11 protein-coding genes are annotated in these 14044 nt (G+C 64.9%); 6 read left to right on the forward strand and 5 right to left on the reverse strand.

The window, feature by feature from the left end; all coding sequences use genetic code 11:
• Positions 1-177: 177 nt before the first annotated feature.
• Both LHL23_RS09625 and LHL23_RS09630 read right to left on the reverse strand, forming a co-directional pair.
• Complete coding sequence (locus LHL23_RS09625) at positions 178-1323, reverse strand: alpha-hydroxy acid oxidase (protein WP_226429689.1); 1146 nt, start codon at positions 1321-1323, stop codon at positions 178-180.
• A gap of 80 nt (positions 1324-1403) precedes the next feature.
• A complete protein-coding gene (locus LHL23_RS09630) occupies positions 1404-3194 on the reverse strand; it encodes a sensor domain-containing diguanylate cyclase (RefSeq protein ID WP_226429690.1) in 1791 nt (596 codons plus the stop codon).
• Positions 3195-3398: 204 nt separating this feature from the next.
• On the opposite strand from LHL23_RS09630, the gene LHL23_RS09635 reads away from it, so the two are divergent.
• A complete protein-coding gene (locus LHL23_RS09635) occupies positions 3399-5900 on the forward strand; it encodes an ATP-dependent helicase (RefSeq protein ID WP_226429691.1) in 2502 nt (833 codons plus the stop codon).
• A 27-nt stretch (positions 5901-5927) separates the two neighbouring features.
• On the opposite strand, the gene LHL23_RS09640 is transcribed toward LHL23_RS09635, so the two are convergent.
• From LHL23_RS09640 to LHL23_RS09650, 3 genes are all read right to left on the reverse strand, one after another.
• Positions 5928-6791 carry an EamA family transporter gene (locus tag LHL23_RS09640; protein WP_226429692.1) on the reverse strand — a complete coding sequence of 288 codons (864 nt, stop codon included), beginning with the start codon at positions 6789-6791 and terminating at the stop codon, positions 5928-5930.
• The gene (locus LHL23_RS09645) at positions 6792-7580 is read right to left on the reverse strand and encodes a phosphodiesterase (RefSeq protein WP_226429693.1); all 789 of its coding nucleotides are present in this window, start codon (positions 7578-7580) and stop codon (positions 6792-6794) included.
• Positions 7581-7894: 314 nt separating this feature from the next.
• Positions 7895-8104, reverse strand: a complete 210-nt coding sequence (locus LHL23_RS09650; RefSeq protein WP_222481055.1) for a DUF1127 domain-containing protein — start codon at positions 8102-8104, stop codon at positions 7895-7897.
• Between the two features lie 340 nt (positions 8105-8444).
• On the opposite strand from LHL23_RS09650, the gene LHL23_RS09655 reads away from it, so the two are divergent.
• The 5 genes from LHL23_RS09655 (at position 8445) to LHL23_RS09675 (ending at position 14038) form a co-directional block, all read left to right on the forward strand.
• A complete protein-coding gene (locus LHL23_RS09655) occupies positions 8445-9509 on the forward strand; it encodes an Mrp/NBP35 family ATP-binding protein (RefSeq protein WP_222481057.1) in 1065 nt (354 codons plus the stop codon).
• Positions 9510-10410: 901 nt separating this feature from the next.
• Entirely contained in the window at positions 10411-10914 is a 504-nt protein-coding gene (gene mraZ / locus LHL23_RS09660) for a division/cell wall cluster transcriptional repressor MraZ (protein ID WP_222509711.1), read from the forward strand.
• A 3-nt stretch (positions 10915-10917) separates the two neighbouring features.
• Positions 10918-11910, forward strand: coding sequence for a 16S rRNA (cytosine(1402)-N(4))-methyltransferase RsmH (rsmH, locus tag LHL23_RS09665; protein WP_226429694.1), 993 nt, complete (start codon positions 10918-10920; stop codon positions 11908-11910).
• Positions 11907-12257: a cell division protein FtsL gene (gene ftsL / locus LHL23_RS09670; protein WP_226429695.1), complete on the forward strand. Its 351-nt coding sequence runs from the start codon at positions 11907-11909 to the stop codon at positions 12255-12257. Before rsmH ends, ftsL begins: the two co-directional genes overlap by 4 nt.
• Positions 12254-14038, forward strand: coding sequence for a peptidoglycan D,D-transpeptidase FtsI family protein (locus LHL23_RS09675; RefSeq protein ID WP_226429696.1), 1785 nt, complete (start codon positions 12254-12256; stop codon positions 14036-14038). The genes ftsL and LHL23_RS09675 overlap by 4 nt, the downstream gene beginning before the upstream one ends.
• Positions 14039-14044 lie beyond the last annotated feature (6 nt).

Genomic DNA, 14044 nt, shown 5'->3' on the forward strand with positions numbered 1-14044 from the left:
TCAGGCGGGTCCAGCCGCCCAATCTGCTAACATTTACAGATTCCGCCAAAATTTTGCATCTGCAGCATGGTTTTGTAACTATTTTTTCCGCGCCGCAGCGAAAATATGACGTTGCGGATGCGTCATTTTGGCGCAATTTTCCCGGTTTTGCACGAAATGCGCCGGCCGGCAGTGCAGTCAGGCCAATTTCCGCAGCTGCAGGCTGCGCGCCTCCGTCAGGCTGGACAGGCCCAGCTGGCCCATATTGGCTTCCAGATCCTTGGTCAGAATGCTGATCAGATGCGCCGGACCGGCCTCTCCCAAGGCGGCCAGCGCATAGTGGAAGGCGCGCCCCAGCATGATGAAATCCGCCCCCAGCGCCAGCGCCCGCAGGATGTCCAGCCCGCCCTCGATGCCGCTGTCGAAAATGACAGGAACGGTAACGGCCTCGCGCACCTCCGGCAGCAGGCTGATGGCGGGCGGGCAGCCGTCGAACTGTCGGCCGCCGTGGTTGGACAGCCAGATCGCGTCGGCGCCCGCCTCTTGCAGCCGCCGCGCATCTTCGGCCCGCTGCACGCCCTTGATGATGAACGGCCCGTCCCAGTTGCGCCGCAACCAGTCGACATAGGCCCAGTCGGGCGAGGTCCGCAGCAGATAGCCGATATGCGCGGTTGGCGGCAGGTTAGCCTGATCGCCGCTGATGTATTTATCCAGCGTCCGCATGTGCGGCATCCCGGCCCGGGCCATTCCCAGTGCCCAGGCGGGCCGCAGCGCGATCTGTGCCAAGAGCCGCGGGGTCAGCCGGGGCGGCTGCGTCAGGCCGGAGCGGGTCTGCCGTTCCCGGCGCGAGGCGACCGGCACATCCACCGTCAGCACCAGGGTGCGGAACCCCGCATCCCGCGCCCGCGCCAGCAGGTCGCTGCGGATGCCCTCATCCTTGGGCGGGTAGAGCTGAAACCAAGCATCCTTGCCCAGATGCGGCGCCAGATCCTCCGGCATCTGGCTGGCCACGGTGGACAGGCAATAGGGGATGCCCGCGGCGGCGGCGCTGCGGGCCAGGATGCCCTCGGCATCGGGCCAGATCAGGCCGGACATGCCGACGGGCGCCACGCCAAAAGGGCAGGCGTATGCGGCCCCCAGAAGCTCAATCGACAGATCCGTCTCCAGCGGCCCGTGCAGCACCGACGGCAGCATGCCGATCCTGTCCAGCCCGGTGCGGTTCTGCGCCTTGGCGGCCTCAGTGCCGGTGCCGCTGTCCAGATACTCCCAGACGAACTTCGGCAGCCGCTGTCTGGCGCGGTCTTTCAGATCGCTAAGGCCCGGGTAATTCTGATGCAAATCCATGCAGCTATTGGTACGCGGCCGTCAGGAGAGTGCAAGAAAAAGCGCCGGAACCGGCCAGCGGCCCCGGCTTCTTGCGGCGCCTAGGCCGCTGCGTCCTTGTCCTGAGCGCTGCCGGCGGCGGCGATCTGTGCCGGCGGATTGCGCGGTGCCGCCGCCGTTCCCTCGGCAACGCAGACCTGGTTGCGCCCCTTGGCCTTGGCCTCGTACAGCGCCTCGTCGGAGGCGCGCAGCAGATCCTGCGGCATGGTGCCATGCGCTGGGTAATGGGCAACGCCCAGCGAGATGGATATCCGCGGCAGCGCCTTTTCGCCGTAGCGCACCACCACGTCCTCGACGGCCTGCCGCAGCAGCTCCGCCTTGGTGACGGCATCCTCCGGGTGCACGCCCGGCAGCAGCAGCGCAAATTCCTCGCCGCCGGGACGGCAAGCCACCTCTTCGCCGTCACAGGCCTGCTCCAGCGCCGTGCCCACGGCCCGCAGCACCATGTCGCCTGCATCATGGCCGTGATTGTCATTGAATTTCTTGAAGTGGTCGACGTCGATGGACACCACGCTCAGCGGCCGTCCGCGGCTCTGGCTGGCACCCACGAATTTGCGCAGGCACTCGGTCATGTGGCGGCGGTTGAACAGGCCGGTCAGCGGGTCGCGCACGGACTGGTCGTGCAGCTGGTCGCGCATCCGCACGTTGGCAATCGCCATGCTGATCTGCTCCGCGCACATCTGCGCCAGCTGCTTGCAGCCGGAGAAATCACCGGCCCGGCTCGGCCGCGACCGCAGGTGCATCAGGCCGACGGTCTCGCCATGCGCCAGGATCGGGAAGCAGAAATAGGGCCGACCGTCATGCGGTTCCGCGTGGGCGCAGGTGAACTCCACTTCCGAGGCGCCGAACTCATAGGTCCGGCCGCGGCGCAGCCCCCAGCATTCGCCCGGCTGGATGTGGTCCTTGTGGCTGCCGCCGTTCCAGCTGGCACAGCCGTCCAGCACGTCGCGCGAATTGGAAAACACATAGATGCTGCCCTCGGAATCCGGCAGCAGATGGCTCATGAACTCGGACACCATGTCAAACAGCTCACCCAGCGAGCGGCAGGACTGCAGCCATTCGTTCAGCTCGCCCAACAGCTTCACTTCCCGCGCCAGCTGCAGCTGGTTTGCCATGATCTCCTGATCCTTGGCAGACCGCTCCTCAACCTGGCGCAGGCTGCGGCGGTTGGATTTGAAAACAACCGCCGACACGATGGCCATCGCCGTCACTGTCACCAGCGAAATCAGCGCCAGAGACATGCGGACACGGGAAATGAAGGTGTTCCGCACATCGGTAATGTCCGAGTAGAACTCGATCGCCCCGATGAAAATGCCATCGTGCATGACCGGGGAATAGACTTCGGCCACCTCGCGGTTCGGGATGGAGCCGTCGGGATTGACAGCGGTCATCAGCCCGTCCACCTCGGTCGCGGGCTTTTCTTCATGCTTGTAGTAGACGACGCCCTGCGAGACGGCGGTCTGGAAATACTCCTTGGTGTTCCGCTGGCCGATTTCCTCGGCGCGGGTGGACCAGAAAATAGTCCCGTCCGACTCGAACAGTTTCAGCCGGTACACGTCCGAGGTTTTCGGCACCAGGTTCAGATATTCCCGGTCGTGCTCATCCAGTTCGCCGAGCACAAAAGCGTCCTTGCTGTTTGAAAGGTGCAGCAGAACCGCCCGCCGCCAGGTGTCGGCTTGCTTGCGCAGGTCCGCTTCCAGCATCCGGTCCACGATGGGCGAAGGGACGGAATAAACGGCCCAGGCCGACAGCGCAGCCGCTGCCAGCATCAAGGGCAGCAGCAGCAGGGTCTTGAGCTTGGAAAGAAGCTTTCCGGCGGGCCGGTGTGTCATGATGGTCCCCAGTCAAACGGCGTTTGCGTTAATATTGCGCAGCAGGCTTTACAGAACATGAATTTCCCGCCTCCGCTTGTGCTGAATAGGCAAAATGCACGCTAAAAGGTGCCTTGACGGTGCCGCTGATTTTCCTGCGATCCAGGCGAACAGACTGTGAACGTCCTCTTTCCGCCGGACCTGAATCACGCTAGGATCACGGCCATGAGCAGTTTTGACGAAATGGACGCCTTTGAGGGCGCATCGCTGTCGTCCCGCGCCATGGCGGCGCGGCCGATGCCCTATCTGGACACGCTGAACCCGGCCCAGCGGGAGGCGGTGGAATGCCTGGACGGACCGGTCCTGATGCTGGCCGGCGCCGGCACCGGCAAGACCAAGGCGCTGACCACCCGCATCGTGCATCTCCTCAGCACGGGCCGCGCGCGCCCGAACGAGATCCTGTCGGTGACTTTCACCAACAAGGCCGCGCGTGAGATGAAAGAACGGGTCGGCGGCATGCTCGGCCAGGCGGTCGAGGGGATGCCCTGGCTCGGCACCTTCCACTCGATCTGCGTCAAGCTCTTGCGCCGCCATGCGGAACTTATTTGCCTTTCGGAGAAGGCGGTTTCCCACCCAGCGTCGGGTGGTTCAGAAACAAATGCGAGTGGCTTGGATGCTTATGATCATGGTCCTGTGCCAATGCCGCCGCAGCCGGAACCTGTCAGGGGAAATGCCGTTGGGCATGGCGTTCATCTGAAATCCAACTTCACCATTCTGGATACCGATGATCAGATCCGGCTCTTGAAACAGCTGATCCAGGCGGCAGGCATCGACGACAAGCGCTGGCCTGCGCGGATGCTGGCAAACATCATCGACGATTGGAAAAACCGCGCTCTGACACCTGAGAAGGTGCCGGTTGCAGACGCCAGCGCCTACAATCATCGGGGCGTGGAGCTTTACGCTCAGTACCAGCGTCGACTGATCGAGTTGAACGCGGTCGATTTCGGCGACCTGCTCCTGCACATGGTGACGATCTTCCAGAACCACCCGGACGTGCTGGAGCAGTACCAGCGCTGGTTCCGCTACATCATGGTGGACGAATACCAGGATACCAACGTTGCCCAGTACCTCTGGCTGCGGCTGCTGGCCGGCGCGCACAAGAACGTCTGCTGCGTTGGCGACGACGACCAGTCGATCTACGGCTGGCGCGGCGCCGAGGTTGGCAATATCCTGCGGTTCGAGAAGGACTTTCCCGGCGCCATGGTGGTGCGGCTGGAGCAGAACTACCGCTCCACCGGCCATATCCTTGCCGCCGCGTCCAACGTGATCCGCGGCAATGCCGGCCGTCTGGGCAAGGAGCTGTGGACCGATGCCGGCGACGGCGAGAAGGTCCGCCTGATCGGCCATTGGGACGGCGAGGAAGAGGCCCGCTGGATCGGCGAAGAGATTGAATCGATGCAGCGCGGCACCCGTGGACAGTCGCCCATCGGCCTCAACAGCATGGCCATCCTGGTCCGCGCCTCCCACCAGATGCGCGCGTTCGAGGACCGCTTCCTGACCATCGGCCTGCCGTACCGGGTGATCGGCGGCCCGCGGTTCTATGAGCGGATGGAGATCCGCGATGCCATGGCTTATTTCCGCGTCGTGGTCTCCCCCGACGACGACCTGGCGTTCGAACGCATCGTCAACACCCCCAAGCGCGGCCTTGGCGACAAGGCGCAGCAGACCATTCAGACCATCGCGCGCGAGAACGGCGTCTCTCTGGTCGAGGGCGCCCGGCTGGCGGTCGAGAGCGGCCAGATCAAGGGCAAGGGCGGCGGCGCCCTGCGTGAACTGGTCGAGGGCATTGCCCGCTGGGGCCGGATGGCCGGCGACGCGGACATCACCCATATGGAGCTGGCCGAGATCATCCTGGATGAGTCGGGCTACACCGCCATGTGGCAGAACGACAAGAACCCGGACTCGCCCGGCCGTCTGGAAAACCTCAAGGAACTGGTGAAGGCGCTGGAAAGCTTCGAGAACCTGCAGGGCTTCCTCGAACACGTCAGCCTGGTGATGGACAACGACAAGCAGGACGCGGACGAGAAGGTCTCGATCATGACCCTGCACGCCGCCAAGGGCTTGGAGTTCCCCGCCGTTTTTCTGCCGGGCTGGGAGGACGGGCTGTTCCCCTCGCAGCGCTCGATGGACGAAAGCGGCCTCAAGGGGCTCGAAGAGGAACGCCGCCTGGCCTATGTCGGCATCACAAGGGCAGAGGAAATCTGCACCATCTCCTTTGCCGGCAACCGCCGGGTGTTCGGCCAGTGGCAGTCGCAGCTGCCCTCGCGCTTCATTGACGAGCTGCCCGAAGAGCACGTCGAGGTGCTGACCCCGCCGGGCCTATACGGCGGCGGCTATGGCGCCGCAGCACCGGGCGCGGGGCAGGTGCGGTCCACCATCGAAGAAAAGGTGGCGCAGGCCGACGGCTACAACTCTCCCGGCTGGAAACGGATGCAGGCCCGCGCGGGCCAGTACGGCATGTCCCAGCCCAAGGAGAGCAAGCATCAGGTGATCGATCTCACCGCCACCTCCAGCTTTACCCTGGGGGAGCGGGTGTTCCACCAGAAGTTCGGCTATGGCGCCATCACCGGCATCGAGGGCGACAAGCTGGAAATTGATTTCGAGAAGGCGGGCCCCAAGAAGGTGGTGGCCAAATTCGTCACCGCCACAGACGACGTGCCGTTCTGACCGGCGGCGGGGACTGCCCCGCCGCGATCACCGCAGCGCAATCATCGCAATGCCGATGGCAATCAGCACCGCCCAGCCGAGGCGGCTAAGGCCGCGCGGCTCCTTCAGCACCAGCGCCGCCAGGATCACCGACACCGGGATCGACACCTGCCGCACCGCGCTTACCGCCGCCGCCTCGGCGCCCAGCTGAAACACCCTCAGGATCAAGAGGTACGACAGGTAGGACGACAGCCCGGCAAACAGGATGCGCCAGGGGTTCTGCGCCCAGCCCCGCACCACGCCCAGCAGGGGCGCCGACTGCCCCCGGTCCTCCCAGGCGCGCAAGGCCCCCATGGCCGCCGTCACCAGGATATAGGTCCAGAACAGGAACGGCGCGCTGGTGGTGCCCTGCATCGCCGCCGCATCGGAAATCGAATAGGCAGCCGACCCCAGCATCGCCGCCGCCGCCATGGCAAAGGCGCGCGGATCATCCAGCAAGCGCCCCTTGCCCTTCTGGATCATCAGCCCGGCCCAGATGATCAGCCCCATCCCCAGCAGCGCCGCCCCGGTATAGCTGCGGTCCAGCACCAGCCAGCTGAAGGCGGCAATCGCCAGGGGCGAGGAGCGCACGATCGGGTAATAGGCCGACAGGTTTCCCCGCCGCAGCGCCGACAGGGTGCCGTAGTAGTAAACCGTCAGCCCCAGCGCCGAGACCAGAACCAGCGGCCAGATCCCGGCGGGCAGGGCAGGGGTCTGCCCGGCCAGCGCCATGTGCAGGCCTGCAAACACCACCCACGACAGGCACACCCCGGTATAGCAGGACACCGGATGCGCCACGCCCTTCAGCGTCAGGTCCCGCAGCGGGTGGGTGACCGCCGACAGCAGCACCAGCAGGATCCACAGCAGTTCCACTTAGGAGGCAGCCCCCTGGCCCGGCCGGTCCAGATAGGCGTCGAAATGCACCGTCACCTGATCGCCGCTCACCTGCACCACGCCATAGGCCAAGGGCTCGACGCTGTATTCGCTGCCGGCCCGCTCAGGCACCAGCGGGATCTGGTGGTTGGTGCTGGGCAATGACGTGAAGCTGTAGCCGCGCCAGTTCACATAGGTCATCCGGTGCACATGGCCGAAGAAGATGTGGCGGATGTTCCGCCCTTTCTGCAGTGCTGCGTGAAAGCCTTCCGGATCGCGCAGCTTGATGTCGTCGACATAAGGCAGCCCGATATCAAATGGCGGGTGGTGCAGGAACAGGAACACCGGCGCCTCTCCCGCGGCCTCCAGCTCCGCCTCCAGCCAGGCCAGCCGGTCCCCGCACAGCTCCCCGTCATGCACGTCCGGCCCGCCGGTGAGGGTGTCGAGGAACAGGAACCTGGCGCCGCCGGCTGCGTGGCTGTGCTGCACGAACCCGCCGCCGTCGCGCGGATGATCGGCAAAGACGCTCAGGAAATTCTCCCGCACGTCATGATTCCCCAGCATCAGGAAGGCCGGCAGCGGGAGCGCCGCCAGCTGCTCCTGCAGCCAGCTATAGGCCGCGGGATCGCCCTCGTCGGCCAGATCGCCGGAGATCACGCAGAACGCGGCGTCCTGGTGCCATTCGGCAATATCCGCCAGCACCCGCTGCAGATTCGCCGCCGGATCGCCGCCGTTCAGCGGCACGCCGGGCGCCATCAGGTGAATATCGGTGATGTGGATGAACTTCATGACGCGGTCCCGCAAATGCCTGTTGCCATTGCTGGCACTAGACCCCGCGGCGCGCGCTTTGGATAGCGTAAAAACGTCAGCCTCCCGGTCCGGGCGCGGCAATACCCGCCCCCGGAATCAAGAAACGGCGGCGCCCAGGGAGGAGGAGGGGCACCGCCGTTCTGTCAAACACCGGGAGTTAGGGAGGAGGAGTTCCCGGTGATCCAAACCCGGCTTTTGAGGCCGGTATAGGGTGCGGTGGCATCAGGGAGGAGGAGGATGCCACCGCCAAAGACAGGTCCCTCAAGGGAGGAGGAGGAAGGACCTGATCTCTATCAGTTGTTCTCGTAAGCCGCCTGATAGGCGACGCGCTTGATTTCGGACCGGTTCAGGCCCAGGTCTGCCAGGTCGCGGCCGGACAGCGCCGACAGCTCGTTGACGGTCTTGCGGTACAGGCGGTAGCGGACGAACTTGACCAGCAGGGCATCCAGGAAGCCAACCGGGGATGCGACGCTCACCGCGGAGATCTGTTGTGCTGCTGCCATCGTTCTGTTCCTTCGTCTATCGTCTCGTCGTGTGCCGCTGTGGCGTTTCTTGAATGACAATTTAAGGATATGCCGCAGATGCACAATCCCGTGCCTCGTCAATGCTGCTATGCGGCATGTGCATGGGTGACGCTAGGTAGGCCTTTGTAATTGGACAAGATTTTCAGCGGTTCGTTATGCGGCTGTATAATTTCCGGGCACTGCGCTGCGGCCTGCGCATGGCTGGCGGGGCGGCAGCTTGACAGGCCCGGGCCTTTTGCTGCGGCAAACGCGCTGGCCGGGTTCCAAGCGCGGCGGCGCACACATATATATGGGCCGGATTTGACGCAGGAGAGCAGCCATGGGTGTCACGCAACAGCAGATTCACGCAGTATTGGAACGGCTGGCCCTGCCGGACGGCGGCACCCTGGTCTCGCGCGACATGCTGCGGGCGCTGCGCATCGAGGGCAGCAAGGTGAGCTTCGTGATCGAGGCGCCGAGCCCCGAGATCGCCAAGCTGATGGAGCCCTTGCGCAAGGCCGCCGAGGCGGCGGTGCTGTCGCTGGAGGGAGTCGAAACCGTCTCCGCCGCGCTGACCGCCCACGCCCCCCAGCAGCCCGCCCCCAGCCTCAAGGTTGGCGGCCACCCGAAACCGCAGGCCGGGCCGCTGAAACCGGCGGGCGTCAAGCGCATCCTGGCGGTTGCCTCCGGCAAGGGCGGGGTGGGCAAATCCACCGTGTCGTCGAACCTCGCCGTGGCGCTGGCCAAACAAGGCCGCAAGGTGGGCCTTTTGGATGCCGACATCTACGGCCCCTCCCAGCCCCGGATGATGGGCGCCACCGGACGGCCGGCCAGCCCCGACGGCAAGACCATCGAGCCGCTGCACGCCCACGGCGTCACCCTGATGTCGATCGGCTTCATGCTGGAAGAGGGCAAGGCGGTGGTCTGGCGCGGCCCGATGCTGATGGGCGCGCTCCAGCAGATGCTGGGGCAGGTGAACTGGGGCGAGCTGGACGTGCTGATCGTCGACCTGCCGCCCGGCACCGGCGACGTGCAGCTGACGCTCTGCACCAAGGCGGAGCTTTCGGGCGCCATCGTGGTCTCCACCCCGCAGGACGTGGCGCTGCTCGATGCGCGCAAGGCCATGGACATGTTCAAGACGCTGAAGACCCCGGTGCTGGGGCTGATCGAGAACATGTCCTTCTTCACCTGCCCGGACTGCGGCGGCGAGCATCACATCTTCGGCCACGGCGGCGTTGCGGCTGAGGCGGAGGCGCTGGGCCTGCCGCTGCTGGGCGCGCTGCCGATTGACTTGGAAACCCGGCTGGCCGGCGACAGCGGCACGCCGGTTGCTGCGGGGGAGGGGGCGATGGCCCGGGCCTATGCCCGGATCGCCGAAGGGCTGATCGGCGGAGGCATGGCCTGAGACGCGCAGCCGCCCCGCTACTAAAAGTGTCCTGAAAGGCCCGCCGCTCTGGCGGGCCTTTTGCCTGACTGGGGGCAACGGGATGCTGCCGCTTTGGGGTGCGGCGGCAGTGCGCGGCGGCCTTCGGCCCTGTCCCGCGCTGCAATTTGGGCGCCGGTGGGATTGCCTGCCAGAAATGGGACTGCATGGCACCTGCCGCATCCCGCGGGATTTTGCGGGACGGCCGGGAATGCATGGGACGGCTGGGAATTCACGGGACCGGCGGGAATTCATGGGCGGCATGGGAAATCATGGCCCTTTTCCCGTCATTGCCCTCTTGCGGTTGCGAATCACTTGGTGCTGAAACGCTTCCGCGGGGCAATTCCGGTACTGCCGCAGGTCGAAAGCTGAGAACGTAAGGGGAACCCTTTGGAATTCCGGAGCCGCTGCAGCGGAATCGCGGGAAACTATGGGAAAAAAATTGCGGCTGCAACTCATCTCTATATCTAGTGTTTGCGCTGGATTCACTCACAACAAGTTCCGAAATTGGCTCTAAATCCACCGCGAATCCCAGTCAAATCCGTGGAATCATTGTCAAGGCTTCGGCGGTTTCCCGCAAAAAACAGTTGCAGGGCCATCAATTCCCATAGTATCCCTAATTCATCAGATGAGACGAGGGACGGGGCGCCAAACGACCCCAAAACCAAAATCAAAACAAGCAGGTTTCATACAGGCCTTCGCTTTCATCAAACAAGAGATCCGGCGCGCGGGCGAGCAGACATCCCCCCAGGTGGCGCGTGCAGTCGGACATCCCGCAAAGCGGGCCAAGGCGGCGGGTTGATCAGTGGCAGCAGATCAACCCGCCCCTTTTCATTCTGGGGGACGGATCAACGCGAGGGACGCGCGAAAAGGGAACGGTAACTTGGGCCGCAGGTTCAGAGGCGAAAGCCACCACAAGGTGGACAGCAAGGGGCGGGTGTCAATCCCGGCCTCTTTTCGCCGTGTGCTGGAGGCCGCCGACCCGAACTGGCAGCCCGGCCAGAACCCGGAACTGGTGATCGTCTACGGCGACCAGCGCCGCAATTTCCTGGAATGCTATACTATAGAGGCGATCGAGGAGGTCGACGCCAAGATCGACCAGCTCCCGCGCGGCTCGATGCAGCGCAAGATGCTGCAGCGCATGTTCCACGGCCAGTCGTTCCCGACCAACGTGGATGAGACCGGCCGCCTGGTGCTGCCGGCCAAGCTGCGCCAGAAAATCGACCTTGAGGCAGAGGCCTTTTTCATCGCCGCAGGCGACACCTTCCAGATATGGAAGCCGGAAACCTACGAGGCAGAGGAACTGGCCCAGGCCGAAAAATGGATGGAGGACCTGCCCGAGGACTTCGATCCGATGGAATTCCTAGATGGCGCCGGGGGCGCTTGAGACATGACCCAGGACCAAACAGCTGCCAATGGTCCCCACATTCCCGTCCTTCTGCGCCCGCTGCTGCAGGCCGTGGCGCCGGTCACGGGCCGCTGGCTTGACGGCACTTTCGGCGCGGGCGGCTACACCCGCGGCCTGCTGGAAGCCGGCGCCGAGCAGGTCATCGGCGTGGACCGCGACCCGCTGGCCTTTGAACTCGCCAAAACCTGGGCGGGGGAGTACGGCGACCGCCTGATCCTGCAGCCCGGCGTCTTTTCCCGCATGGATGAATACGCCCAGGACCTCGACGGCGTGGTGCTGGACCTTGGCGTCTCCTCGATGCAGCTGGATCTTGCCGAACGCGGCTTCTCCTTTATGAAGGACGGCCCGCTGGATATGCGGATGTCCCAGTCCGGCCCCTCTGCTGCCGACCTGATTGCGGAACTGACCGAGGCGCAGATCGCCGACATTCTGTTCCACTACGGCGAGGAGCGCGCCAGCCGCCGCATCGCCAAAGCCATTGTAAAAGAACGCACAATCGAGCCGATCACCACCACCCTGCGCCTTGCGGGCATCATCGAGAGCTGCCTGCCGCGCCCCAAGCCCGGCCAGTCGCATCCCGCGACCCGCAGCTTCCAGGGCCTGCGCATCGCAGTGAACGCCGAATATGACGAGCTGTTCGAGGGCCTTCTGGCCGCCGAGCGCGCGCTGAAGCCCGGCGGCCTCCTGGCGGTTGTCACCTTCCACTCGGTCGAGGATCGCATGGTCAAACGCTTCTTCCAGCACCGCGCGGGCAAGACCGGCCGCGCCAACCGCTATGCGCCGGAGCAACAGGAAACCCCCGCCCAGTTCGAGCTGGTCACCCGCAAGGCGGTGGGGCCGGACGAGCAGGAGCTGGCCGAAAACCCGCGCTCCCGGTCCGCCCGCCTGCGGGTCGGGCGCCGCACCGATGCCGCACCCGGGCCGATCTCGGCCAAGGAGCTTGGAATGCCGCAGCTGAAAGAGGCGCGCAAATGAAGACTTTGCTGTATGCCGCAACCTGCCTGGCCGTCTTCGGCCTCGCCTTCTGGGCCTACCGCGAAAACTACGCCACCCAGCAGGTGCTGAAGGATACCCGCGCGCTGCAGCGCGAGATCGGCGCCGCCCAGGTGCGCCTCAGCGTGCTGCGCGCCGAATGGGCCTACCTCAACCGCCCGCAGCGGCTGCGCGATCTGGCCGACATCAACTTCGACCGCCTCGGCCTCTTGCCGCTGCGCCCGGATCAGTTCGGCCGCGTGGATGAGGTCTCCTACCCGGCGCCGCCGGAGCTGGAGATCGAAAACGAGATCGAAGTCTCCGGCCTGAACGCAGGGAGCCAGCCATGATCCGCACGCCGCTCCGCCCGCTGGCCCGCATCCTGCACGCCCGTGCCTCTGGCGAGAACCCGGACGTGATCGAAAAGGAAAACATCAGCCTGCGCCATCAGGAGATGCAGGTGCAGGCCCGCCAGCGTGCCGAGGGGCGGCTCTTGGTGCTGGGGTTGTTCTTTGTCTGCGCCTTCGGGGCGATCATCGCCCGCATGGGCATGACCGCGGTATCGGAACCGGCAGAACCCATTGCCAGCGTCCCCGGCGCCGCCATCGCCGCGCAGCGCGCCGATATCGTCGACCGCAACGGCAGCCTGCTGGCCACCAATTTCGAAACCCATTCCCTCTACGCCCAGCCGCCGCAGATGATTGATCCTGTCGGCGCCGCGGAAAAGCTGGTGGAGATCTTCCCCGATCTCGACCGCGAGCGGCTGATCAAGGATTTCACAGGAAAGCGCAAGTTTCTGTGGGTAAAGAAGAAAATCAGCCCGGAGCAGCTCCAGGCGGTGCATGACATCGGCGATCCCGGCCTGATGTTCGGCCCGCGCGAGATGCGCCTGTACCCCAATGGCCGCCTCGCCGCCCATGTCCTGGGCGGCGCCGGATTCGGCAAGGAAGGCGTGAACGCCGCCGAGGTGATCGGCGTCGCCGGTGTCGAACGCCAGTTCGACGATTACCTGCGCGATCCGGCCAATGCAGGCAAACCGCTGCAGCTGTCCCTCGACCTCACCGTGCAGGCGGCGGCAGAGCAGGTGCTTTATGGCGGCATGAAGCTGATGAACGCCAAGGGCGCCACCTCGATCCTGATGGATGCCCACACCGGCGAGGTGATCTCGGTGGTGTCCTTCCCGGATTTTGACCCCAACGACCGGCCGCGGCCGCCGACCTCCGGCTTTGATCCCTCCGACAGCCCGCTGTTCAACCGCTCGGTGCAGGGGGTCTATGAGCTCGGCTCCACCTTCAAGATTTTCACCGCCGCCCAGGCGATGGAACTGGGACTGGTCGGCGCCGACACCGTGATCGACACCCGCGGGCCGCTGCGCTGGGGCCGCTTCGCGATCCGCGATTTCCGCAACTACGGCAACGAGATGTCGGTGACCAAGATCATAGTCAAATCCTCCAACATCGGCACCGCGCGGCTGGCGCAGCAGATCGGGGTGGAGCGGCAGAAAAGCTTCCTCAGCGATCTTGGCATGCTGGAGCCGACCCCGTTTGAAATTTCCGAGGCCAAGGGCGGCAAGCCGCTTTTGCCCGGCAACTGGTCGGAGCTGTCGGCGATGACCATTTCCTACGGCCACGGCATTTCCACCACGCCGATGCATCTGGCGGCGGGCTATGCAGCGATTGCCAACGGCGGCCGCTACGTGGCGCCGACGATTCTGAAACAGGCCGCGCCGCAGCTGGGCGAACGGGTGATGAGCACCGCAACCGCCGCCGCCGCGCGCAAGATGTTGCGCAAGGTGGTGAGCGAAGGCACCGCGTCTTTTGCCGAGGTCGAGGGCTACCAGGTCGGCGGCAAGACCGGCACCGCGGACAAGCCCAAACCCCGCGGCGGCTATTACGAGGATAAGGTGATTGCCACTTTTGCCTCTATTTTCCCGGCACATGACCCGAAATACGTGCTGATCGTGACGCTGGACGAACCATCCATCATTGCCCACGGCGAGGAGCGCCGCACCGCAGGCTGGACTGCCACCCCGGTGGCGGCGGAGATGATCGGCCGCGTCGCGCCGCTCCTGGGCCTGCGTCCGCAAGTTGAACCCGCAGAGGTGACTGGTATAACCCTCACCTCGAACTAACCAAGG

The sequence above is a fragment of the Leisingera sp. McT4-56 genome (assembly GCF_020514995.1).
Taxonomy (GTDB): domain Bacteria; phylum Pseudomonadota; class Alphaproteobacteria; order Rhodobacterales; family Rhodobacteraceae; genus Leisingera; species Leisingera aquaemixtae_A.

What these genes read in the sequence shown, in the direction of transcription:
- LHL23_RS09630 (WP_226429690.1), bottom strand. Translation starts at nt 3,194, where the DNA reads ATGACACACCGGCCCGCCGGAAAGCTTCTTTCCAAGCTCAAGACCCTG.
- LHL23_RS09625 (WP_226429689.1), bottom strand. Translation starts at nt 1,323, where the DNA reads ATGGATTTGCATCAGAATTACCCGGGCCTTAGCGATCTGAAAGACCGC.
- LHL23_RS09635 (WP_226429691.1), top strand. Translation starts at nt 3,399, where the DNA reads ATGAGCAGTTTTGACGAAATGGACGCCTTTGAGGGCGCATCGCTGTCG.
- LHL23_RS09645 (WP_226429693.1), bottom strand. Translation starts at nt 7,580, where the DNA reads ATGAAGTTCATCCACATCACCGATATTCACCTGATGGCGCCCGGCGTG.
- rsmH (WP_226429694.1), top strand. Translation starts at nt 10,918, where the DNA reads ATGACCCAGGACCAAACAGCTGCCAATGGTCCCCACATTCCCGTCCTT.
- LHL23_RS09675 (WP_226429696.1), top strand. Translation starts at nt 12,254, where the DNA reads ATGATCCGCACGCCGCTCCGCCCGCTGGCCCGCATCCTGCACGCCCGT.
- LHL23_RS09650 (WP_222481055.1), bottom strand. Translation starts at nt 8,104, where the DNA reads ATGGCAGCAGCACAACAGATCTCCGCGGTGAGCGTCGCATCCCCGGTT.
- LHL23_RS09655 (WP_222481057.1), top strand. Translation starts at nt 8,445, where the DNA reads ATGGGTGTCACGCAACAGCAGATTCACGCAGTATTGGAACGGCTGGCC.
- ftsL (WP_226429695.1), top strand. Translation starts at nt 11,907, where the DNA reads ATGAAGACTTTGCTGTATGCCGCAACCTGCCTGGCCGTCTTCGGCCTC.